Here is a 24,899-nt window from a genome sequence, read left to right as displayed (position 1 = left end):
TGAAGGAAACAATGATTTTAGCGTTCAAAGTAATCATTCAGAATGCATAAGTAATCATTAGATCCTTTATCTGAGCAACGAAAAAAAAATTGAACTGATGAAAAGTAAAAAGTATAATTTTATTGTCTTAGTTATCGCGTTTGTGACTTTGGCGTACGGTTGTTCTGACATGGAATCGATCCATGAAGAGTATTTACAGGGAGAAAGAATATATGCTGGCGCACTTGATTCATTAAAGGTTGAAAGTGGATATAATCGCCTTAAGATAACTGGGCTGACACATTATATCGCTAAGTCAGATGAATGCACAGTAGAGTGGGATGATACAAGTGCGGTTTATTCGATTGAGAACATTCAAAACGGCGTTTTTGAAATGATCGTTGAAGGATTGGATGAAAGAAGCTATGAATTTAATGTGCATACTGCAGATGTAGAGGGAAATGAGTCTGTACATCAAACAGTAAGAGGCCGTGCCATTGGAGATGTGTTTGTAGACGCTCAATTTCCACGTCGTATAACAGGATACGAATATACAAATGGGTCAGTGATGATGAAATGGGCCGATAAGACTGAATCCGAATATGTTCTATATTCAAATATGAAATATGAAAACAAGGATGGAGGCTACACCTCTGAAGTGGTGATGGCCAGTGACAGCGTTACAGCAATTGCAAATTGGGTTACCGGGGGCGATATATTTATTGAATCAATGGTGCAATCGGGTTATAACGGTTTCGATACAATTGCTTTGGATCCGGCATTAGATAGCTTTCCATTGGATTTGTATTTTCAATTGGATAAAAGTGAACATGCCTTAATGAATATGCCATCGGATAATCCCGGTACAGCATATGGAGCTAAACCGAGTGAGTTTTTATTTGATGGTAATGGTGAGTATAATGGTGATGTTCAGGGTTATCACTCCGGAGAAAATGCGATTCCACACCATTTAACGATCGATCTTGGAGTATTAGCATCATTAAGAAAGTTTAGAGTTGATTTACGAACTGACGGATGGAAAGGAAATAACCCCACAGCAATTGAGTTATGGGGTATTGATGATATAACAAATGCTGAGACAAGCCCTCCTGACTATGCTACCTTTATAAGCAAAGGTTGGAAGCTGCTTTATTCCGAAACAGGTATAAGCAATGCCCTTTCCTTTAAAGAAATTGAAATACCAGGAGGAGGACCACAGGTTCGTTATGTGCGTTATCGAGTTACCAATAGTACGGGGAAAGCCGCACAAGCTACCGAGATGACTTTTTGGTGCGATAACATTGTCTCTGTTAATTAATCGGAGCCTCTATACGACATAACCGAGTTAATAATTAATAAGGGGGGGTGATTAATTATTTTAATTAATCAAAGTGCCTCCCTTGTTTGATGCCATATTTTATTACTAAAGTGGCATGCATATAGTGCTTTATGTTGGTTTCTGATAAAAGGAAGTCATGTCAAATTTGAATTATGAAGTTTTATTCAGTCTATCTTTTGTGTGTTGTTTGTTTAATTTTTCAGTCGTGTCAGCATTCTAACACGAAACATATAGAATCAACAGACGAACTAGAAGAGTCGTGGTGGTGGCCAATGCAACCGGTACCTAAAGGTATAGTAACATGTGATAAAGGAACAACGCATGGAGAAAATGCATTAGTATATTCGTTATCAGGTTTAGTTGCTAAAGCCCATAAAGAGGGTAAAGTAGATGAGCTTGTGTGGATAAATAGCAGAGGAGATTATGCAAAGTGGTATAAGCGGGTTGTACAACGATTAAATCTTCAGGAAAGAGGTGACTTCGATGTTTGGAAGCTTTTAACGCGATATAAGGAATTGGGAATTGTAGATGGTTACATTCTTTATAGCCAGGAAAAGGAACCGAAATATAATTCTGATATGAATTTCTCATATAATGTGGCCGTTTCTTATGCAGGACTCAAAAAAGCTCTAGTGATAGAACAGAGTATAGAAGGCAAAATAAAGGCTTTGGGTTTTACAAAGCTTTTTGATGCTCGCAATGTTACGTTGGATGATTGTTTTCATACTCTTAAAAAAAGTCTGAATAATGAACTTGTGTTAACGATGAACCCGTTCTTTCATAATAATAGTGACTTTGCAATTGCCAATAATAGCATGTCATTATATGGAGTTACCGACGTGGCTAACGATGTAATGAGCTGGTTAAGGCCAGTCTCACCTGTTGTGGGTTGGAATCATGGAGATGAGATTGATTTTACCCGATTGCCATCGGAATATGGTTTGTTTAATACGGCAAGTGATTGGTGCGACAACCTTTTAACTCTTTCGGCTGGTTCAAAAAATGCTATACCAAAGAAAATAAAATCATTGAATCCAAAGGATATTGATTTTAATGATACTGGCCATTTCCATAGTTTTATTATGAGTGATGGTGATAATATGCAATGGACTATTGGACGTTTTCTGAGTGATGGAAATTATTGGGGAAGTGATTTGCATGGGCAGTTTCCGGTAGGTTTTACTTCATGTCCAGTAAACCTTTCAATGATGGCTAATGATGTATTAGATGAAATGGTAGAGTCAAAACCACTTCATACCTCAATAATTGAATTTGGGGGTGGGTATCAATACCCTGATTTATTTGCCGTTAAAAAAGGAGTAGAGAGAGAGGAATTACAGCGTTCTTTTGCAAGAAAGTTGAATATTCACATGAAACGAACAGGGGCAAAAATATTTGGGTTTATTTGCACCGATTTTGACTCTCAGGATGCAAAAGATGCCTACAAAATTTATGCTGAGGAGCTAGATGATATTATTGGAATGGTGGTTATTCAATATGCACCATACCATGGAGGACATGGAGATGTCATATGGGTTAAAAATCGTATGGGTATTGAAATACCGGTGGTTTCGGCAAAGTTTTCATTATGGAACGGGCTAAATGAACCAGGGGGAGGAGATGTGCATAAGATTACCAATTGTATTAATAAGCAGGTGGAAGAAAGTAGTAAAACTTTATCATGGACAAGTGTACATGCCTGGTCACGTTTTGAGAATCCCAAAAGAACTGAAGAGTACGGAACAGGCATGAAACCTATCAAATGGTGTATTGATAATCTTGATAGGAAAATAAAGGTTATCTCTCCTGAGGAGCTCCTTTGGAGGATACGGTGGAACCATAACCAAGATCAGACAGGCAAGCTTATTAGAGATAATTATTAAAGGATATTAGTTGAAAAAATATAAGAATGAAATATTTAAATTTATTAAAAGATAAATACAGACGCGGTATAAGTGGCTCGTTGGTCATTATGCTTTTGGTGTGTATTTGTGTTAATTTAAATGGGCAGAGTTATGCACATTTAGTGGATACCGAAATTGGTAATAAAGGAAATGGTCTTGGATGTGGTTATACCTACGTTGGAGCATCTTACCCCTTTGGCATGGTCCAGTTCACTCCCAGTTTCTTCTCACCCCATAAAGGTTTTGTGATAAATCAATTAAGTGGAGCAGGGTGCCCACACATGGGGAATTTCCCTGTTTTGCCAATTTCAGGTAGCTTGAATGACTCGCCTAATGATATGAATGGTTACGAGAAGTATAAGTGCGTAAATGAAGCATATGCCGGGTATCTTTCGGTTGATATGGCTGATAAAACCAAAGCAGAACTAACCGTCGATAAAAGAACAGGTATTGCCAATTTTATTTTTAATAAGAATGAAGAAGGAACCGTGTTGATTGGATCGGGTGTTAACTCAACTTTTGTGAATAATGCCATGGTAAAGATTACCTCTGAGTATAGTTGTGAGGGATTTTCAGAAGGTGGTGAATTTTGTGGTTCAGCAACCAATTATCGAGTGTATTTCGCGGCAGAATTTAACCGCCCAGCCCAACAAACAGGTACTTGGATCAAGCATGCTTTATTGGATACGGCGAGCTATGGATTTGGTAAAAACTCAGGAGCGTATTTTACTTTCGATACAACAGATGACAATGAAGTGATGTACAGAATAGCCATCTCTTATGTGTCGATCGAGAATGCAAAAGAGAATCTTAATGCTTCCAATAATACATGGGATTTTGAACATTATAAGCAAAATACAGTAAAGGATTGGAATGAGTGCTTAAGTAAAATTGCCGTTAAAACGGATGATGAAGATCGAAAGAAACAATTTTATACTCATCTCTATCACTCTTTAATACATCCAAATATTGTGAGTGATGTGAATGGTGAATACATGGGGGCCGACTATCAGGTTTATCATAGCTCCGGTAGTGATCAGTATAGTTCTTTTAGCGTATGGGATACCTATAGAACCCAGTCTCAATTATTGGCTATGTTCTTTCCAAAAGAGACTGGAGATATGATGAAGTCACTTGTGGATTTTGCTGATCAAAGTGGTGGCTATGGACGGTGGATTCTCGCAAATATTGAGACCGGTATCATGCAGGGAGATCCAACAGCTATCCTGATAGCTAACTCATATGCATTTGGTGCAACTGATTTTGATTTGCAAAGAGCATACTATCATATGAAACGAGGTGCAACAATTCCTCGCCTGCGATCGCAGGATCAAGAGATTAGGCCGCATCTTACTGAGTATATTAATGATGGGCATACATTTGCATCTATGATGTTAGAATATACTTCAGCTGATTTTGCTATCGGACAGTTTGCAGAGCAGGCACTTGAAAATACTGTTGATTCAAAATTCTTTGTTAGTAGATCTCAAAATTGGAAAAACATCTATAATCCGGAGAACAATTGGCTTAACTCCAGGTATCCTAATGGTGTGTGGAAAGACATTGAACATGACTGGCGAGAAGCTACTTATAAAAACTACTTTTGGATGGTTCCTTATAATTTGTCAACTTTAATTGATACAATTGGAGGTAGAGATTATGCAGAAAAACGTTTAGATACACTTTTTGTGCGTCTAGATGCTTCATATGAAGAGGATTGGTTCGCAGCAGGAAATGAGCCTGACTTTCAGGTGCCATGGATCTACAATTGGACTAACTCGCCCAACAAGACATCGCATGTAATCAATCGTATTTTTAATGAGGTATATACAAGTTCGCCAGATGGTTTGCCAGGTAATGATGATCTGGGGTCGATGGGGGCCTGGTATGTTTTTGCTTCTGTAGGATTATATCCTATGATACCTGGCGTCGGAGGTTTCTCAGTAAATACGCCACAATTTGAAGAAGTAAAGCTTAAGTTACCTCAAGGAGACCTTGTGATACAAGGAGGATCGACTGATAAAATTTATATCAAGTCGTTAAAAGTAAATGGAAAATCTCATCACTCAACATGGATTGATTGGGCAGATATAAAAGAGGGTGGAAAAATAGAATTCCAGACTTCTAAGAAATCCTCTACTGAGTTTAACATTGCAGATGCGCCTCCGAGCTATAAATAAAACAGATCGATGTCTGTATAAAATGAATAAAATAATTGTTTAAAAATTATAAAACTCATATTATGAGCAAAGTAAGTTTCTCTTTTGTCGTATTGCTTTTTTTTGCAATAAATTCCTTTATGACCTCGTGTGGATCAATGCCGCAAAACAGTGGTGACAAAGAAGGATTAACCCAATATGTAGATCCTTTTATTGGAACAGATAGTCATGGGCACGTTTTTCTTGGTGCTAATGTTCCTTTTGGAGGAGTACAGGTTGGTCCGAGTAATGAATATAAGGGGTGGGACTGGAGTTCATCTTATCATTATTCGGATAGTATTGTTAAAGGATTTACACACCTGAATTTAAGTGGCACAGGATGTGCTGATTTGGGCGAGTTGCTCATAATGCCAGCGACAGGTGAATTAAGAATGCATAATGGTTCTCGTGACCCTATTGCAGATAAAGGCTATGCGTCGTATTATCGGAAAAACACTGAGGTTGCAAAGCCAGGGTACTACAAGGTTGATCTTGAGAGTTATGGAATTAAAGCTGAGATAACAGCTACAGAAAGAGTTGGATATCATCGCTACACCTACCCTAAGGCAAAACAAGCTCGACTGATTATCGATTTGGGACAAGGGAATTGTGATTTACCTGTGGAAACATATTTGCATCAGATCAACGAAACAACATATGAGGGTTACCGCTCATCCAAAGGCTGGGCTGGCACCCAGATTGAGTATGTACATATTGTGTTATCCAAGCCTGCTAAACAATTTATTCTTCAAAACGCAAATGATAGAATTGATGATGTAGAAGGGAAAGGTGTATATATGAAGTGTGCCTTAGAGTTTGAGACCACCGAGAATGAAGTTGTTGAGGTAAAGGTTGCTGTCTCTCCTGTAAGCATGAAGAATGCTGCTTTAAATATGGAAGCTGAAGTGCCAGGTTGGAATTTTGATGAGGTATATGCTACTGCGGATGCCAAATGGAACAAAGAGCTTTCGAAAGTGACTATCAAGACAGATGATATATCTAAAAAGCGTGTATTTTATACAGCCATGTATCATACGATGATCGCTCCAAACTTATTCTCTGATGTAAATGGACAATACAGGGGAACAGATCAGAAAGTATATGATAACCCTGGTTTTACCAATTATACATTATTCTCTCTTTGGGATACTTATCGTGCTGCACATCCATTGTTTACGATAACGCAGCCTGAGCGAGTGAGTGATATGATTAATTCAATGTTGCTAATATTTAAGCAGCAAGGGAAATTACCTGTTTGGCACCTTAGGGGGTTCGAAACGAATACCATGCCGGGTTATAGTGCTATACCAGTTGTTGTTGATGCTTGTTTAAAAGGATATGAAGGAATTGATGTTGAAGCTGCTTATGAAGCGATTAAAGAAACTGCAACAGGTGATCATGAGCCAGGAGTAAAGGACTTAATGAAATATGGTTATATCCCTGCTGACTTTGGTCCTGAATCTGTAGCCAGTAATATGGAATATGCAATTAGCGATTGGGCAATTTCTAAATTAGCTGATAAGTTGGGTAAAACTGAAGATGCAGCTTATTTTGCTAATCGCGCAAAGGCTTATCAACAATATTTCGATAGTGAAACGAGGTTTATGCGTGGTAAAATGGAAGATGGCTCATGGAGGACTCCCTTTAATCCATTTTCGGCAGAACACCGTGTTAATGATTACTGTGAAGGTAACGCCTGGCAATACCTTTGGATGGTACCACAAGACCCTGAAGGTCTGATAGACTTACTAGGAGGGGATGCACTGTTTACTCAGAAATTAGATAGTCTTTTTGAGGTAAATGATGACATGGGTGAGCATGCATCAATTGATATTACAGGTTTAGTTGGTATGTATGCACACGGCAATGAGCCGAGTCATCACACTGCTTATATGTATGCTTATGCCGGAGAACAACATAAAACGGCAGATTTAGTACGTCATATTATGACAGAATTATATACTGACAAACCTGATGGATTATGTGGTAATGAAGACTGTGGACAGATGTCAGCCTGGTATGTTTTCTCAAGTATGGGTTTCTATCCTGTTAATCCAGCCAATGGCATGTATGTATTCGGAAGCCCTTTGTTTGATGAAACTTGTGTCAGTAATCCCAACGGAACGGAGTTTAAGGTTATTGCTGAGAACAATAGTGCTGAGAATATTTTTATTCAGTCGGTTGAGTTGAATGGAACGCCTTATAATAAGTCATACATTACCCATAAAGAAATAATTAATGGAGGTGTGTTGAGGTTTGTTATGGGGCCGAAACCAAATACTGAATTTGGCTTTAATAAAGATGATCGTCCTCAGTCAATTGTTTATTAGGACTGTTTTAGTGAAACTGTCAAGTAAGTTTAGCATCTCAACTAATCAATAGGAGCATACTTATAATTTACTTGATCGTTTCATCTGATGATAGATAAATAATTTAATCAGATCTCAAATAAATATGAATTTACACATTCAAGTATTCACATAATAGGATGATGTAGATTCATGGAGAGTTCCATCTGACAAATGAAAATAAATTTAAACAGATGAAAAATATATTTTTTTTAATACTTCTCTTTCTTTTCTCACTCAATGTTACTGCAAAAGGGGATGAAGTTGAAAAAGAAGAAGTGCTGATTGACCTTGTCAACCCATTGATGGGAACAGATTCAAACCATGCCTTGTCAAATGGTAATACTTATCCTGCTATTGCAGTGCCTTGGGGCATGAATTTTTGGACTCCTCAAACTGGTAAAATGGGAGATGGATGGGCATATACTTATGATGCAAACAAAATATGTGGTATTAAACAAACTCACCAGCCCAGTCCATGGATAAATGATTATGCCGCTTTTTCATTAATGCCTGTTACCGGAGAGTTGCAAGTTGATGAAGAGAAGCGTGCCTCATGGTTCTCTCATAAAGCAGAAATAGTAAAGCCAAATTATTATAGTGTGTATTTGGCCGATTATGATGTGACCGCCGAAGTGACGCCAACAGAACGAGCAGCAAGCTTCCGTTTTACCTTTCCCGATAATGAGAAGTCATTTATTTTACTTGATGGCTTTTTTAAAGGTTCACAGGTGAAGATTATTCCTGAAGAACGAAAAATTATTGGCTTCTGCAGAAATAATAGTGGTGGTGTGCCTGATAATTTTCATAATTATTTTGTAGCTGTTTTCGATAAAGATTTTGAAGTAACGCATACATGGAAGAATGGAGCTGTTCAAGAAAATAATTTAAGTGCTGAGGGTGAACATGTGGGTGCTGTCGTTGGATTTAAAACAAAAACAGGTGAACATGTTCATGTGAAAGTAGCTTCTTCATTTATTAGTCCAGAACAAGCCCAGTTAAATCTTAGTCGTGAAATCGGTGATAAGGGTTTTGATGATGTTCGTCAAGAGTCTGAAATAGCCTGGGAGCGAGAATTGTCTAAAATACGAATAGACGGTGGCACATTTGAACAACGTAGAACCTTTTATTCTAGTTTGTATAGAGTACTATTATTTCCTCGTACTTTTTATGAATTGAACAAGGATGATGAAATAATTCACTATAGCCCATATAATGGAGAAGTTCTCCCAGGGTATATGTATACTGACAATGGTTTTTGGGATACCTTCCGCGCTGTATTTCCATTTTTCACACTAATGTATCCCGACTTAAATAGTCAAATAATGGAAGGACTCGTCAATACCTATAAAGAAAGTGGCTGGTTACCGGAATGGGCAAGCCCAGGGCATCGCGATTGTATGATCGGTTCCAATTCTACTTCTATCATTGCAGATGCTTATTTAAAGGGTATAAGGGGGTACGATATAGAATTATTATACGAGGCAATTATTAAGAATACCAATGGGCGTCATCAAGATGTTTCATCTGTTGGGCGTTATGGTGCCGAGTATTACAATGAGCTTGGGTATGTGCCTTATGATGTAGGGGTTAACGAGAATACCGCCCGTACACTCGAATATGCGTATGCTGACTTTTGTATTTGGAAGTTGGCTAAAGAATTGGAAAAACCTGAGGATGAGATAGCACTTTTTGAAAAAAGAGCCAAAAATTATGAGCATGTATTTGATGCTTCAACAGGCCTAATGAGAGGAAAGAATAATGATGGAAAATTTCAGTCCCCTTTTAATCCATTGAAATGGGGTGATGCTTTTACCGAGGGAAATAGTTTGCACTATACCTGGTCTGTTTTTCACGATGTTGAAGGATTAATTAGTCTAATGGGCGGTAAGGAGAAGTTCAACGCTACCATTGACACCGTATTTACAATGCCACCAGCTTTCGACTATTCTTATTATGGATTTGTGATTCATGAAATCAGAGAGATGCAAATTGCAGATATGGGTAATTATGCCCATGGTAATCAGCCAATTCAGCACATGCCATATCTCTATAATTATTCAGGAACTCCATGGAAAACTCAATATAGAGTCCGTCAGATAATGGATAAATTATATTCTTCAGCGCCTGATGGTTATTGTGGTGACGAAGATAATGGGCAGACCTCTGCCTGGTATGTGTTTAGTTCAATGGGTTTTTATCCTGTATGCCCCGGAAGTGATGAGTATGTATTGGGGTCTCCTGTATTTAATAAAGTTGGGATAACGCTTCCAAACGGCAAAGTACTAACAATTGAAGCTAAGGGTAACAGTAAAGAGAATGTGTTTGTTAGTAAACTCAAGTTTAATAAAAAGGTGTGGGATGCTAATTATGTGACTCATGATGACTTATTAAAAGGAGGTGTATTAGAGTTTGAGATGTCTTCGAAGCCTAATTTCAAAAGAGGTATATCTCCAAAGTCGAGTCCATATTCAATGAGTATTGATAACTAAAATATTTTCAAAACAGTGATTCATTTAATATAAATAACTGTGAATGACAATGAAAGTATGTTGAGTGCCATTGTTATTTGATTCTTCCTCAGGAAGCAACAAGTTAAAAGTGCATGTAAAAATAAATGTACCAGGGTAAAGAAAGGTTTTCGTGAATTATATGGATGATAAAAGAGACATGTTCTCGTTTTTCAAAAAAAAGATGCATTTGACGTGCAATAATTGAGAATTGAAGGTTATATCATCCATATGTTACACACAAAAGACAATCTTTTTCCTGGTTATAGACTCATTGACAAAGCTATTTACTCAGTTTATTTGCAGCCACGATGCTAAGGCATTGTATTTAAAAATAAGTGGGTTAGTTAATGAATTTGCTAATGAATTAATCGCCTATTAACCCCTTTTTAACCGTAAACTTAACTGTAAAAACATTTATTTGTCTTTATAAACAAAAATTAACAGCTAGATATATTTCTAAATTTTAATTAAAATCTGTTTAATATGAATACAAAACTACATTTTGTAATAGCATTTTTGTTAGTGGCTTTTATAAGCACTAATAGTATTGCGCAGTCACCTGTATTTTCTCCTGGAATGACTGTTACTGCTTTTGATAATATTAGGACCCCGGATAACGAGCCAATTGCTAATGCTATTGATGGGGATTTAGGTTCTAAGTTTTTGAACTTTGACGGTAATGACGAAACCGGTGGTACTGCTTTCAATGTAGACCTAGGGGGAAAAGTGGCAGTAGCAAGCATTATTGAAGTGACCTACGGTAATGACGCTCCGGAAAGAGATCCGGGTTCTGTAATAATTTCAGGTTCAAGTAATGGAACCGATTGGACTCAAATAGCAGATATTGCTTTTGAATGTAATGCTAACAGAAATGAGACAAAATCATACAACTTTACTAATACAGTTGGTTATAGTCATTACCAAATTAACTTTGCGACAAAGTGTAATGCTGATGAGGCAATGTTTCAAATAATGGAGGTTCAGTTATACGACGAAACCGTTTTTATTCCTCAAAATCCGGTAATCACATCCTCAATGGCTGTATTTCCTTATAGTGACGCTACTCCTCGTTGGGGTCAGGATGAAGGCGTTTATGCCGCATTTGATGGTAATCCTGCTACAAAATGGTTGGATCAGGATAAAACAGGTGCTTATACCGGTTTTACTATTGATTTGGATGGACTGTCCGTAGCTGCCGATCAGTTAATGGTGACAACTGCCGCCAACGCAGGCGAAGAAGGAAGAGATCCCGCTACCTATGAAGTGCTTGGCTCAACCGATGGTGTTAACTTTACTTCGATTGCGACAGGAGCCTTCGTTTATAACGCAGAAAGAGGTGGACAGATGTATGTGACATTTGATAATACTACCGCCTATACCTACTACCAAATTGCATTTCCTACAACATATGATGGAGGACAGCTATGTCAGGTAGGAGAAGTTCAGCTTTATGCAACTACCCCTGGAGTACAAGGCGTATCACCTCGGGTTACAGCATTGGATACTGATGTAATTGGTTTTGCAGGTTATACTGGTTCGGGAGAAGAAACGGTAAGTAAAGCTTTTGACAATGATTACTCAACCAAATGGTTGACTAATGCGGCAGCGAATAGTGTAGGAGTCGTACTTGACCTTAATGAGAGTAATGTGGTAGCTACTACCTTACGATTGACTACTGCCAACGATACCTGGGAACGTGATCCATTATCATTTATTATTTCAGGTTCAACAGACGGCGATAATTTCGTTCAAATAGCCACCAACACAATTCCTGAACAACACTTACGCATCCATACACGTGATTTTGCGTTTAGTAACACCAATGCTTATTCATATTATAAAATTGAATTCCCATTGGTTGGTACAGATGCCCTATTTCAGATTCAGAATATTGATTTATTGCATGATGGAAATGTTGTAACAATTGAGCGACCATATATTTTCCAAACAGGAATGACAGCAACTCCGTATGCTCCAAGGTTCCAATGGGGTGAGACTTTCGGTGTTACGGAAAGTCCTGACAAGGCCTATGATAATAACCCAGAAACAAAATTCTTTAATGGTGCTTTAGGTACTGAAGGTGAAGGTGAAGATAAAGGTGTGGTTGGTTTTACTGTTGATTTGGATATCTATTCAGCCGTAGCCAAGAAGTTAGTATTAAGAACGGCAAATGATGATCCGGGAAGAGATCCCCTTTCATATGAAGTTTATGGTTCTAACGATGGAGCTGACTTCACATTAATTGGCTCTGGTGATGTCGCTGTTAATTTCGACAGATACTCTAAAACCACATATGCTTTAAATAACTCTACCTCGTACTCGTATTACAGAATATTGTTCCCAACGCGTCACGACATGAATAAGCCATTCCAGATTGCGGAGGCGAACTTGCTGCATGATGGCGTAATTACTGATTTGGTGAGTAAGAAGTTATTTTTAACTCAAACTCATACTGTAACGGCTTTTGCAGGTAATGACTCGCCAGCAGGAGAGGGTGTTGAGCAGGGTACCGATAATGACCCGACAACAAAGTGGTTGAATCGTGATGGAGGAGCTAATGGTTCAGGCTTTACAGCCGCTTTTGATCAGGCTGTTATCGCCAATTCATTTATCTATATTACAGGTAATGATGCTCCAGGAAGGGATGCCATTAATTGCATTATAACTGGTTCGAATGATGATATAACTTACACGTCGATTGCGGATGTTATGATTCCAGATAGTGATTTGAGAGGTTATGCCAGAACCCTTGAATTTAACAATACCACGGCGTATAAATATTACAAAATTAGTTTCCCTACAACCAGAGGAGATGCTCTTTTCCAGGTAATGGATTTCCAGTTGTTAACCGATTCGGATACGCCTACTGATATTGAAGATTTTGTGAAAGAAAAAGACACAGTGAGTGTGTATCCAAATCCAGCACATAGTGTAATTAATGTTGATTTAGGAAGTAATAGTACTGTAAGTGAAGTTGTTGTTTATAATACTGTAGGATCGGTTGTTTATGTAAATAAAACTGTACAAGGTGTTCTAAGCATTGATGTATCTAAGTACACATCCGGGTTGTACTTTGTGAAAATTGTTAGTGGCAATAAGATTGTTACAAAGTCAGTTATAGTTAAATAAATATAGAGTTGTTAATAAATGCATCAGGTCAACAGCCTGGTGCATTTATTTCAATAAAACTTTTCGTTTAGTATTTAAGCAAAACACAGATATGATTTCTTCCAAAAAGAAAGCAACTCTTTTCATTCTTATTGCTTTTTTATTTGCTTTAAATACATTTTCTCAAATACACTTTCCTGCAGGTTCGGCATTTAGATTCTTAAAAGGTGTTGATGCCAATCAACTTGATAGTTCCTGGATAAATGCTTCGTATGATGATAGTGAATGGTCCTTAGGTAATGCTCCTTTTCGCTATGGAGATGGGGCTGACGGGACTAAGTTGATCGATATGAGGTATAGCTACTCTACACTGTATCTTCGATCTGATGTTATCGCAAATGATATAGAAAGCATCGAGAAACTATCATTTCGTGTCAATTTTGATGATGGATTTGTTATTTGGGTTAATGGCGTAGAAGCTTTTAGAAGAAACGCACCAGAGGTATTGTCAAGCACCTCATTTGCACCACAAAATCATGAATCTGGTTTTTTTGAAGAGGTAATATTATCAAAGGATGACATGGCTTTGGTCGAAGGTAATAATACCATTGCTATACAGTGTTTCAATATTAGTTTGGCAAGTACCGATTTTTATTTTGATGTGGATATAACAGCAGAAAGGAAACTGCCGAAATTAAACCTGACTCTCAACGAAGGTTTTAGTCATCGTTCTGGTTTTTACAATGAACCATTTATCCTTAATATCACATCTCCCGATGAGAGTGCTATGATCTATTATACCCTTGACGGTAGCCATCCTGCTTATACTGATTCACTTCTGATTGGCAATAGTAGGACTGAAGTATATATTGACCCGCGCTCAATTCAAAACCGCGCTCAAACTCCAGCATTTATTATTAGAGCCTGCCTTTTTAAAGAGGGCTATGAATTAACTCAGCCTATTAGCAGAACATTTATTTTCCCTAATTCAGTTCGTTCACAATCACACCCCGGAGGTGCATGGCCAGCTACCTCAGTAAATAATCAGCTTATCGATTTAGATATTTCACAAGAAGTGGTAAATGACTCACGTTACGCTTCGGTTTTCGATAAAGCTTTAAAAGATATACCATCCATTTCAGTGATGACAAGTCCAGATAATCTGTTTAACTCTTTGTCTGGCATTTATGTGAACGCATATCAACATGGAATTGCATGGGAGCGGGAATGTTCGTTTGAATTAATTAATAGTCAGGGAGATTCCAGTGTATTCTCAAATGCTGGTATTCGTATTCGTGGCGGATTCAGCAGGTCACCAGATAATCCCAAACACGCCTTCAGATTATTCTTTAGGGACGAATATGGGAATAAAGAACTTGAGCATTCTATGTTTGGTAAGTATGGGGTTGATTCATATCGTAAAATTGACCTTCGAACGGCCCAGAATTATTCCTGGTCTTTTGAAAATAGTCACAAAAATACTTTTGTACGTGAGGTCTTTTCTCGCGATACACAGCGAGATATGGGACGGCCGTATACGCGATCAAATTATTATCATTTATACCTAAATGGTATGTACTGGGGTTTGTATCAAACTCAGGAGCGATCGGAGGCGAATTATGCTGAAGATTATTTAGGTGGGGAGAAAGAGGAATATGATGTAATTAAAGTAGATGCAGCCGGTGGCTATGTTATAGAAGCAAGCGATGGCAATCTGGATGCTTGGCAAAAGGTCTATAATCTTTGTTTGCAAGGCTTTTTATCCAATGAGAATTATTTTAAACTGGAAGGAAAAACGTTTGATGGTCAAAGCTCTGAAGACATCGAAGCATTAGTTGATATTGATAATCTTATCGATTATATGCTTATCATATTTTATACTGGTAATTTTGATGCTCCAATATCTAAGAACTTTGGGAATGATTCGCCTAATAATTATTACGCGATAAAAAACAGAGCGGATAGCACAAAAGGATTTGTGTTTTTTGTGCATGACGCAGAGCATTCGATGCTCGATATTGCGGAAGATCGAGTCAACCTTGGAAGTGATGTGTCCGTTTCTCATTTTGCTAAATTTAATCCACATTGGTTACATGAGAAGTTAAAGGGAAATAAGGAGTATCGTCTTCGGTTTGCTGATAGAGCTTTGTTGCACCTGGAGGGAACAGGTGTGTTGACTACTGCAATGGTGCAAAAGCGCTTTCTTGAAAGAGTTGACCAAATTAAGGATGCGATTATTGTGGAGTCAGCACGGTGGGGCGACTCTAAAAGAACGAATTCCTATACTAAAGATGATGATTGGGTGCCGGAAATTAACAATGTTATCTATAATTACGTGTCAAAACGAACTGAGGTGGTTATAGAACAATTGAAAATTGCTGATTTGTACTCCTCATTGATGGCTCCCAATATTAAACGGAATGGCTCTATACTAACTAAATCGAATTATGCACTCACTGATAGGTTGCAGGTTGAGTTATCCAACCCTAATCCTTCAGGGCATATTTATTATACGATTGATAATCATGATCCACGAGAAATAGGAGGATCTGTTTCACCTGCTGCTGAACGAATCATTACCAGTGAGACCCTGCAAATTAATCAATCGACCATTATTAAGTCCCGAGTATATGATAAAGGGAAATGGAGTGCTATGAAACGGATAGCCTTTAATAACTATGGGGAAATTAAGGTTACAGAATTGAATTATCATCCACAGGATGAGGTGCAAATGAGCGATACGATTTTAGGCAAGGCCTATGAGTTTATAGAGTTAAAAAACACTGATGCCGGCCGGATGGATCTATCCGGGGTGAGTCTGGATTCGGCGATATACTATCGTTTTCCAATCAATTCTATTTTGGAACCAGATAGTTTTTACGTTATTGCCACCAAACCTAAGTATTTTGAGAAAAGATATGGTATGGAGGCTTCAGGGAATTGTCAAGGGTTTTTTAACAATGGAGGAGAATTTGTGCTTGTAAATGATCCTGACGGACAAGAGCTTTTGTCTTTTACGTATCGAGATAGGTTACCGTGGCCTGTCAAAGCCGACGGTATGGGCTACACACTTACTTCAAAAGAGAACTACCCAACACACCACCCGAACCAGGCAGAATATTGGATGAATTCGTCAATGATTGGCGGGACACCTTTTCGAGATGATGTTAATATATCATTTGATTCACCTGACAGCACCCATGTTGATAATAGTGATTGGGACGTGTACCCAAATCCAACCAATGGAGAAATAATTATATCGATTGATAGTGAAAATAGTAGTCATCAATATGTATTAATACATAATATCTCAGGACAAGTTGTATATCAATCAAATATGAACCATCGCTTAACCGTTGATTTTACTAAAATTGGGGTGGCCCGTGGAATTTATATTGTTCGTGTGGTATCCGGCCATAACATATTCCAGAAAAAGATAGTATTTCAGTAGATTAGAAATTTCTGACAACGACGAGTTGCTTAATTATATGTGAAGATGATAAGTGTATTGAACAAGTATTCAAAAAAAACAGGTGAGATTTGTTATAAGTTATTAATAGCAAGCGTCCTGATTTTTTCTTCCTGTGAGAAGGTTGAAGGACCGGGAGGAATGGCAAAAATAACTGGCAAGGTAATTATTGAAGATTATAATTCTGATTTTACTGTTTTGCGTGATGTATATCCAGCGCAGGCATATGATGTTTATCTTATTTATGGTAATGACTCATTTTATGGTGACAGAATAAAAACCAGTTATGATGGCTATTTTGAATTTGACTTTTTAAGAGAAGGTGATTACACCGTATTTGTATATTCTAAAGATAAGAGTTTTGATTATAATTCAACATCAGAAAAAATACCTGTTTTTAGAAATGTTAAAATTCTATCAAAGCGTCAGGTATTAGAAGTAAATGATTTAATCGTTGTTAAATAAATTTAATGACAAGGTTTAAGGCAGTTATTTTTCATCTACTTATCATGAATGCTTTGTTGGCACAACAACAGGATTTTCATACATGGTATAATGTCACAATAAAGGGAGAACTATTTAAAAACGTGAGTTATGAAATAGAACCGGAGCTGCGCTTGTTTGATAATTCAGGAAGATTAGGTTCTGTACTCGCAGATATTAAATTATTTAAGCCAATTATTAAGAAAAATGGTATTGGTATAATTTATCGATATCAAACTGATTTTTATAACCCTGATTATAATGCCCGGATACATAGATGGGGTGTATATAGCCGGTTAAGGAAGAAAATTGGAAAATTGAAATGTAGTTACCGGGCACAGTTACAAGCTGAATATGAAAATTACAAGACCACCAGAAATGGAATGGTTCCACAAATGGAGCATCGACATAAGCTAGCAGCTAAATGGGAGGGGAAAAACTGGATTGTGAATCCGGGTATGGGAGTTGAATATTTTTTTAGTATTGGTTCGTTCGATAATCATGGTAAGTGGAAAAGAAGAATCACCCTCAGCATTGAGCATGAACTAACAAAAAATACGAGTCTGCTTTTAGCTTATAAGCGCCACAATAAATTTAATGTTTCGGATCCAAATGTCGTGAATATATTACTTATGGGCATTGAATTTAAAATTAAATAGACTTGGCTTAAGAGCTTCTGGCGATATGATAATAAGCCGATAGCAAGAGTTATATGAATAATCAAACGTTGCTCATAAAAGACATTATATGTGCAGTTAATCACTTAGAGCCACTCTCTCTGAATGAAATTAATAGCGTGAGTCTGATGCGTAGAATAGATACAAAGTATATTGGTTCTATCAGCAGTCTATATGATGTCTTATCAAGTGTTAAAGGGCGGTATCGTATTCTTGAAATAGATAACAGACGTATACTTCCATATAAAACAAAGTATTTTGATACCAAAGGTGGCGTCATGTATAATGATCATCATAACGGTAAACTAAATCGTTATAAGGTGAGAAAACGAGAGTACCTGGCATCTGGCACTAATTTTTTAGAAATTAAATTTAAAAATAATCGACGGCAAACGGTAAAAACGAGGATGGAAACAAGTGTTAATGCTTCGTGCTTTTCTGAGGATGAGTTTAAATTCATTAAGAAAAATACTCCTTTTAAACCTGAAGTTTTGGAACTGAAGTTGATGAATAGCTTTAATCGTATTACCCTTGCAGGAGCGCATGAGAGACTCACCATGGATTTTAATCTTTCATATACAGGTAAAAATGAGAAGATTGTTTCGTTTCCTCATGTGGTGGTATTTGAATTGAAGCAGGAAAAGTATTCCGCAAAATCGGATTTGGCAAAGATTTTTAAACAGTTGAAAATGCAGCCTGAATCTTTTAGTAAATACTGTATGGGCGCTGCATTATTAGACGAAAGGATAAAGGCAAACCGACTGAAAATGAAATTCAAGAATATTGATAGAATTATATACGAATCAGGAAATAATTAGTTGTGTATCTGTTGTAAATGAGGGCTTTCAGTATTCTGTAGTTGAGTAGGTAATGCTGCCTTTTAAGGATAGAAATAATCCTGTTATTATCATTAAAAATTAAATACAAAAAAATATATGGAGATTACACTTGTTAATTGGACAGCATTCGTTCATCTTATTTTTTATTTTTCTTTTAACTTGCTTGTGACTACTGTTTTAGTTCGCTTTTTGTATTATCGGAGTCAAAAACGTAAAGATTATCTGTTCACGTTTATAATGATAAGCTCGATTGTTTTTCTCCTCTGCTTTCTGCTTGTGAGCGTGAAGTTAGAGTTGGGATTTGCATTGGGGTTATTTGCTATTTTTGGTATCATCAGATATCGGACAACTCCAATTCCAATTAAAGAAATGACTTATTTGTTTATTGTGATTGGGGTGTCTGTTATAAATGCTTTAAGTAGAGCTCATATAAGTTATTTGGAGCTGATATTTGTAAATGTAATCATCGTTGCGATAACCTATGGTTTGGAGCGTATATGGTTGCTGAGGCATGAATCCAGCAAAATGATATTGTATGAAAAAATAGAGTTAATAAAGCCTGAATTTTATCAGGACTTAATAGATGATTTAAAAAATCGCACAGGTTTACCAATCCACAGAGCTGAAATTAAAAAGATCAGCTTTCTTAGGGATACTGCCCAGGTAATCATTTATTATTATACCGATGATGTATCCAATGTAACTGAAGCAGACAGTATGGAAGCTGATGAAATGTAATAGAGTGCCATGTGGTGATCGCTAGACCGATGTATCCATGTTGAAGATTAAAAAATTTTATAAAATTTGGTTGCTTATATTTCTGCTCTTTGATTCATTGCGAGAAGCAAGGTTCTGATCAAATGTTTATTGAATTCATCTGATTTACCAATGCCGAATCAATGTCAAAAGGAAGAGTGCTAATTTAATCGAACTCTGCTAACTGTTTTTTTATGTGGTTAGGTTAATGTGTTAAAAATCTACAATTATGAAACTTTTGGATTTAAGAAGAATATTTTTAGTGATAGGACTTGGTCTTATAACCTGGAATTGCACCTATGCTCAGGATTGGGCAAACTTGAACAAGTACAAAGTAGCCAATGATATGATTGGTATAGCGGATGCAAAACAACAACGTGTTGTATTTATGGGAAATTCAATAACTGAAGGATGGACGAATCATTATCCTGAGTTTTTTAAGAATACATCTTATATCAACAGGGGGATAAGTGGACAAACAACACCACAGATGTTGCTTCGATTCAGATCTGATGTTATTAATCTTAGGCCTGCGTTGGTTGTCATATTGGCAGGCACCAATGATATAGCTGGAAATACAGGGCCAACTACCCTCGAAGAAATAGCGAATAATATTTTTTCAATGGTAGAGCTGGCCGCATATCATGATATTAAAGTGATCATATCCTCGGTATTACCTGCACGTAATTATCCATGGAGTTCAGGATGTAATCCAGATGTTAAAATACCAGAACTAAACAGGATGTTAAAGCAATATGCAAAAAAGAATAGGATAACATACCTTGATTATTTTGAGGCAATGGTAGATGATAACAAGGGGTTGATTACTGATTTAACGTACGATGGAGTCCACCCAAATACTCAAGGCTACCAGCTTATGTCTGATATGGTTAATAGGGCGATCAAAAAAGCCCTAAAAAAATAATACCCATTAATTGTTTGCTCTTCTTTTCTAAATATTTATATCATGAATTGGAACTCTTTTGTATTTGTTATACTGCTAACATTATATTCAGCTTCTGTTTTTGGAGCTCAGGTAGATACTCTGGTGGTTGAGAGTAAAGTGATGGATAAGAACATTACAAATATTGTCATAGTCCCAGAATCCAACACCCATACTGATATTAAATTACCCGTGCTTTATCTATTGCATGGTTATTCAGGTAATGCGTTCGATTGGATAAACAATGTGCCCCATATAAAGGATTATGCGGATGCTTATAATATGATAGTTGTTTGTCCTGATGGGGGATATTCCAGTTGGTACTTCGATAGCCCCATTGATGTTTCGTCTCAATATGAAACTTATATTACACTTGAATTAATTGAAGCTGTAGATGATAAATATAATACCGATGTATCATCAAAAGCTCGAGGCATATCAGGTTTGAGTATGGGAGGGCATGGTGCTTTATATTTAGCATTTAAGCATACAAGTTTATATGGGGCAGCAGGCAGTATGAGTGGTGGGGTCGATTTTCGTCCTTTTTCTGACAATTGGGAGATAGCAAAGCGATTGGGGGAATATAATACGCATCAAACGCTATGGGATGAGAATACGGTTGTAAATATGATTCCTATGGTCATAGGGAAGAACTTAAAGTTGATAATAGATTGTGGTATCGATGATTTCTTCTATATGGTAAATCAGCAATTACATCAAAAATTATTGGATAATAAAGTAGAACATGATTATATTGAGCGTCCCGGTGATCATAGTTGGGAGTATTGGAAAGGTTCTATTCATTATCATATGCTTTTCTTTTATCTTTATTTCAATCAAGCTTAAACTATCTGAAGATGCACTAAATGTAAGATCACCTATTTTGTTAATGCATTACTCCTGCCCAACGAATAGGTTAATGGGAAGTAACTTTTTGTGCATGGCATCTTCATAATTATATGTGTATTATATAAAAACAACCCTGTCGCATCAGTTAATCATTTATCGGTGCGCATTATAATTTTTATGAGTAGTAATATGTGTTGATGATTGGGGTAATACAAAACTGTTATATTTGTAATATAAGGTTCTTTGTGAGGGAATAAATATTCGTAATTTAAGAGTGAAATTCTTGTATATTATGCATGATTTTTATAAACGACTACTTCTTTTTGTATGTGTGAGTTTAATGTCTGCAGTTGTAAATGCTCAAGGTTTGCAGTTCAACTCAAATAATGAACTTATAATTAACAGGACATCATATGACGTTTTTGCTAGTCATTCTCCTGTTTTCAAGGATGAATTCGAAATAAAATTTGACATCTCAATTATCAACCCGTTCGATTTCGGGTATATCTGTCAGATTCATATTGATGGCACGATATTTTCGTTAACATTTGCAAACAAAAATTCCTTAGCTAGCTCTCTGAAGCTCAATGTAGATGGTGTGAAGAATTTAACGTCTATTGAATTAGATAACTCTACGCTTGGGAGGCGTAAATGGCTACCCATAAGTATTCGTTTCTCACATAAAGATGACCAACTTGTATTTATAGTCGAAGACACTGAAACATACATAGACGATGTAAAGTTTAAACATAAAATGAAGCCGAGAGTTTTTTTTGGTAAAAAAGGTAGTGTCATTGATGTGCCTGAATTTGCTTTACGAAAATTACACCTGATAGGTGCTGATAAATCTTTCTTGTTTGAATTTAATGAGAAGAGTGGGAATGAGGTCCATGAAAGTAATGGAAGGAAAATGGGACATGTTGATAATCCTCATTGGCTTATAAGCGAATCATTTCACTGGAAATTACGACATGACATGTCGCTACCGGGGATGGCTGTTGTAAATTATGATGCAAACCATGAAAGGATGGTTATTGCAAGCAAAGATTCAGTGCTTTTTTATGATTATAACCTAAGTACTCTGACTGGAAGAAAAAGCAAAAACAAGCTAAGTGTTCCATTGCGATTGGGCATGAGTTTTTGGGATATGGAAAATCGTCTGTTTTACGTGTATGAGCTAAACGATGTGGCAAATGGTGCTCCAACTATTATGGCCTTGGACATAAATAATCTCAGGTGGAGCAAGATTAGTGATAAGCAGCTTGCGCAACAGAAACATCATCACAATGGCTTTTTTAATTCCAAAAATCAAAGTTACCTGGTATTTGGGGGATTTGGTAATCAACGATTCTCTAATGACTTTCTTAAATACAATATTGCTAGTAACGAGTGGGGGAAAGTAGAAATGAAGGGCGATATCATTAGCCCACGTTATTTTTCTGGTGCGACAAGTGTAAGTGATGACGAACTTATCATTTATGGCGGTATCGGAAACCGTTCGGGAGATCAAACATTGGGAAAGACATATTTTTATGATTGTTATTCGGTAAATACATCAACAAATACAGTCAAAAAAATGTGGGAAATACCAAAGCTTAAAGATAATTTAGTCTCCTCTCGCAGTATGGTATTAACGAAGGATTCAAGTTCTTTTTTTACACTCTGTTATCCAGAGTATATCTCCAATTCTTTATTGCAGCTTTATCAGTTTTCAATTGAGGATGGGACGCATGAGTTGTTGGGAGATTCAATACCAATCTTTTCTGAACGTATAGAAACAAATGCTAACCTTTATTACAATTCAAATACCAATGAGCTTTATTGTTCTGTACAGGAAATTTTACCTGATTCTACTTCAAATATAAAACTATATTCAATTTCAGCGCCCCCACTTTCTAAGTCAGAACTATATCATGAGACTCATTGGAGGTTTCGTAGCTTCTTCCCTTATTTGGTTAGCATATTAATATCTTTTCTGTGTGCCTCTTTGATCTTCTTCGTAAGAAAACAGAGGAATGAGGTTAGGAAAAATTTAAATGAACAGCGAGAGCGAGTTCAATTTTCGAGCGATAGGAAGAAGCATAATTTAAATCTTAAAAATGCCATTTGTTTGTTTGGTGGCTTCAAGATTATTGATCGTAAAGGGGTGGATATCTCTTATATGTTCAGCCCTAAGATTAAACAATTATTCATGCTTATTTTGTGGAATAGTATTAGAGGTGATGGTGGCGTATCATCAGAAGTAATATATGCATCTGTTTGGCCCGATAGGCCTGAACAGAAAGCAAAAAATTCAAAAGGTGTTACTATTAATCAAATTCGAAAGATTTTAGTAGATATTGATGGTATTGAATTGTCGTTTCATAAGAATAGGTTTCATTTAGATATAAATGAAAATTTGTATTGTGATTTGTTAGCTTTTGATAAAGAGTTGGAGGAGTTCAGATTAAATGAAGGTGATAGAAATGAGTACATAATAAGAATTCTTGACATTATTTCTAACGGTCCCTTTTTAGAATCGTTTGAATTTGATTTCTTAGATAAATTCAAAGAAGAGGTTGAGAATGTTATACTGGATATTTTTCTGCAACAGATTGATGAAGTATATGCAAGTAAAAATTATGCGCTTGTTATTAAGATTGCAAAAGTAATTTTTTATGTTGACTCATTGAATGAAAAGGCGTTTAAATATGAATTGGTTTCTTTGCTAAAGTTGGATATGGTGGAGGTAGCTAAAAAATCTTACAATAAATTTTTATTAAAATATAACCACGATTACAACGAAGATTACCCCCATACATTTAACGACATGAGTAAGATGTGATATGTAAATAACATTTTTTGCTGTCTGTATGAAATTAACCTCTCGATTTGTTTAAGGTTAAAGTTGGGAAATCAATCTGACTTCTTAATGAGTAATACTATTCGAAAATCATGTATTTCTTAAATGAAATGAAGAACTGAATCATATTGAAGGATGTACTTAATACATGTTAAGTCATGATTATTAGAATTGCTTAGTGAATTACTATAAATTAACGCCTTTTGTCCTGACTTTGTTCTGGAAAAACAATCACATTCATCATTTCACGTAAGCGGCTCCGGACTCTCTTCCCATAGAGTTTTTCAATGTCCTGTGCATTGAGGTTGGTGGTGACGTGTGTTATTAGGCGGTCGGAGATGAACAAGTCATAGCGACTAAGAATGACCTCTGACAGAGCGTTGCATTCTGAGCCATAATGTTTGATATTTGATTCGGCTCCCAGATTATCCAAACAAAGTGTTTTGGGAATGCGTTGGCCTGGTGAGATAGTGAAGCTTCGTATAGAGTATCGGTGAATGTTATTCAGGAAAGGCTGCATTAGTAAATAGATTAATTAATCCAAAAGAGTTTTTATTAAAGAATTGACAATGTGATTTTGTTTTTAACCGCTTTAAAAACTGGACCACTTTGTAGCACATGAAAAGTGAAACAAAATGGTAGAAGAAATCAT

At 36.6% G+C, this 24,899-nt stretch carries 15 protein-coding genes; 14 read left to right on the top strand and 1 reads right to left on the bottom strand.

Annotated features, from left to right (window positions below):
* The first annotated feature begins 97 nt into the window (after nt 1-97).
* The 14 genes from JIV24_RS17575 to JIV24_RS17510 all read left to right on the top strand — a co-directional run bounded on the left by JIV24_RS17575 (nt 98) and on the right by JIV24_RS17510 (nt 24,229).
* Nucleotides 98-1,297, top strand: a complete 1,200-nt coding sequence (locus JIV24_RS17575; protein ID WP_200466384.1) for a DUF4998 domain-containing protein — start codon at nt 98-100, stop codon at nt 1,295-1,297.
* Between the two features lie 173 nt (nt 1,298-1,470).
* On the top strand, nt 1,471-3,201 hold the full coding sequence (locus JIV24_RS17570) for a GxGYxYP domain-containing protein (RefSeq protein ID WP_200466383.1): 1,731 nt from the start codon (nt 1,471-1,473) through the stop codon (nt 3,199-3,201).
* Nucleotides 3,202-3,227: 26 nt separating this feature from the next.
* A complete protein-coding gene (locus JIV24_RS17565) occupies nt 3,228-5,402 on the top strand; it encodes a GH92 family glycosyl hydrolase (RefSeq protein WP_200466382.1) in 2,175 nt (724 codons plus the stop codon).
* Nucleotides 5,403-5,464: 62 nt separating this feature from the next.
* Nucleotides 5,465-7,750, top strand: coding sequence for a GH92 family glycosyl hydrolase (locus JIV24_RS17560; protein ID WP_200466381.1), 2,286 nt, complete (start codon nt 5,465-5,467; stop codon nt 7,748-7,750).
* A gap of 212 nt (nt 7,751-7,962) precedes the next feature.
* On the top strand, nt 7,963-10,260 hold the full coding sequence (locus JIV24_RS17555) for a GH92 family glycosyl hydrolase (protein WP_200466380.1): 2,298 nt from the start codon (nt 7,963-7,965) through the stop codon (nt 10,258-10,260).
* 504 nt (nt 10,261-10,764) lie between these two features.
* Nucleotides 10,765-13,410: a discoidin domain-containing protein gene (locus tag JIV24_RS17550; protein WP_200466379.1), complete on the top strand. Its 2,646-nt coding sequence runs from the start codon at nt 10,765-10,767 to the stop codon at nt 13,408-13,410.
* A 91-nt stretch (nt 13,411-13,501) separates the two neighbouring features.
* Nucleotides 13,502-16,840 (top strand): CotH kinase family protein, encoded by a 3,339-nt coding sequence (locus tag JIV24_RS17545; RefSeq protein ID WP_200466378.1) that lies wholly within the window; start codon nt 13,502-13,504, stop codon nt 16,838-16,840.
* Nucleotides 16,841-16,885: 45 nt separating this feature from the next.
* Nucleotides 16,886-17,323 carry a hypothetical protein gene (locus JIV24_RS17540; protein ID WP_200466377.1) on the top strand — a complete coding sequence of 146 codons (438 nt, stop codon included), beginning with the start codon at nt 16,886-16,888 and terminating at the stop codon, nt 17,321-17,323.
* Nucleotides 17,324-17,328: 5 nt separating this feature from the next.
* Nucleotides 17,329-18,000 (top strand): DUF2490 domain-containing protein, encoded by a 672-nt coding sequence (locus JIV24_RS17535; protein ID WP_200466376.1) that lies wholly within the window; start codon nt 17,329-17,331, stop codon nt 17,998-18,000.
* 146 nt (nt 18,001-18,146) lie between these two features.
* Nucleotides 18,147-18,836 carry a polyphosphate polymerase domain-containing protein gene (locus JIV24_RS17530; RefSeq protein WP_200466375.1) on the top strand — a complete coding sequence of 230 codons (690 nt, stop codon included), beginning with the start codon at nt 18,147-18,149 and terminating at the stop codon, nt 18,834-18,836.
* Between the two features lie 117 nt (nt 18,837-18,953).
* The gene (locus tag JIV24_RS17525; protein ID WP_200466374.1) at nt 18,954-19,595 is read left to right on the top strand and encodes a DUF4956 domain-containing protein; all 642 of its coding nucleotides are present in this window, start codon (nt 18,954-18,956) and stop codon (nt 19,593-19,595) included.
* 247 nt (nt 19,596-19,842) lie between these two features.
* Nucleotides 19,843-20,538 carry an SGNH/GDSL hydrolase family protein gene (locus JIV24_RS17520; RefSeq protein WP_200466373.1) on the top strand — a complete coding sequence of 232 codons (696 nt, stop codon included), beginning with the start codon at nt 19,843-19,845 and terminating at the stop codon, nt 20,536-20,538.
* 42 nt (nt 20,539-20,580) lie between these two features.
* A complete protein-coding gene (locus JIV24_RS17515; RefSeq protein WP_200466372.1) occupies nt 20,581-21,402 on the top strand; it encodes an alpha/beta hydrolase in 822 nt (273 codons plus the stop codon).
* A 295-nt stretch (nt 21,403-21,697) separates the two neighbouring features.
* Nucleotides 21,698-24,229 (top strand): Kelch repeat-containing protein, encoded by a 2,532-nt coding sequence (locus JIV24_RS17510; RefSeq protein WP_200466371.1) that lies wholly within the window; start codon nt 21,698-21,700, stop codon nt 24,227-24,229.
* A gap of 211 nt (nt 24,230-24,440) precedes the next feature.
* Here JIV24_RS17510 and JIV24_RS17505 read toward each other — a convergent pair whose 3' ends face one another.
* Entirely contained in the window at nt 24,441-24,767 is a 327-nt protein-coding gene (locus JIV24_RS17505; RefSeq protein WP_200466370.1) for a P-loop NTPase family protein, read from the bottom strand.
* Between the last annotated feature and the right edge of the window lie 132 nt (nt 24,768-24,899).

Source organism: Carboxylicivirga marina, assembly GCF_016612505.1.
Taxonomy (GTDB): domain Bacteria; phylum Bacteroidota; class Bacteroidia; order Bacteroidales; family Marinilabiliaceae; genus Carboxylicivirga; species Carboxylicivirga marina.
The sequence above is the reverse complement of the archived record's forward strand: the minus strand, read 5'-3'. Positions and strand labels throughout refer to the sequence as shown.

Coding starts and splice junctions, on each gene's coding strand:
- JIV24_RS17575 (WP_200466384.1), top strand. CDS start 98: ATGAAAAGTAAAAAGTATAATTTTATTGTCTTAGTTATCGCGTTTGTG.
- JIV24_RS17570 (WP_200466383.1), top strand. CDS start 1,471: ATGAAGTTTTATTCAGTCTATCTTTTGTGTGTTGTTTGTTTAATTTTT.
- JIV24_RS17565 (WP_200466382.1), top strand. CDS start 3,228: ATGAAATATTTAAATTTATTAAAAGATAAATACAGACGCGGTATAAGT.
- JIV24_RS17560 (WP_200466381.1), top strand. CDS start 5,465: ATGAGCAAAGTAAGTTTCTCTTTTGTCGTATTGCTTTTTTTTGCAATA.
- JIV24_RS17555 (WP_200466380.1), top strand. CDS start 7,963: ATGAAAAATATATTTTTTTTAATACTTCTCTTTCTTTTCTCACTCAAT.
- JIV24_RS17550 (WP_200466379.1), top strand. CDS start 10,765: ATGAATACAAAACTACATTTTGTAATAGCATTTTTGTTAGTGGCTTTT.
- JIV24_RS17545 (WP_200466378.1), top strand. CDS start 13,502: ATGATTTCTTCCAAAAAGAAAGCAACTCTTTTCATTCTTATTGCTTTT.
- JIV24_RS17540 (WP_200466377.1), top strand. CDS start 16,886: ATGATAAGTGTATTGAACAAGTATTCAAAAAAAACAGGTGAGATTTGT.
- JIV24_RS17535 (WP_200466376.1), top strand. CDS start 17,329: ATGACAAGGTTTAAGGCAGTTATTTTTCATCTACTTATCATGAATGCT.
- JIV24_RS17530 (WP_200466375.1), top strand. CDS start 18,147: ATGCGTAGAATAGATACAAAGTATATTGGTTCTATCAGCAGTCTATAT.
- JIV24_RS17525 (WP_200466374.1), top strand. CDS start 18,954: ATGGAGATTACACTTGTTAATTGGACAGCATTCGTTCATCTTATTTTT.
- JIV24_RS17520 (WP_200466373.1), top strand. CDS start 19,843: ATGAAACTTTTGGATTTAAGAAGAATATTTTTAGTGATAGGACTTGGT.
- JIV24_RS17515 (WP_200466372.1), top strand. CDS start 20,581: ATGAATTGGAACTCTTTTGTATTTGTTATACTGCTAACATTATATTCA.
- JIV24_RS17510 (WP_200466371.1), top strand. CDS start 21,698: ATGCATGATTTTTATAAACGACTACTTCTTTTTGTATGTGTGAGTTTA.
- JIV24_RS17505 (WP_200466370.1), bottom strand. CDS start 24,767: ATGCAGCCTTTCCTGAATAACATTCACCGATACTCTATACGAAGCTTC.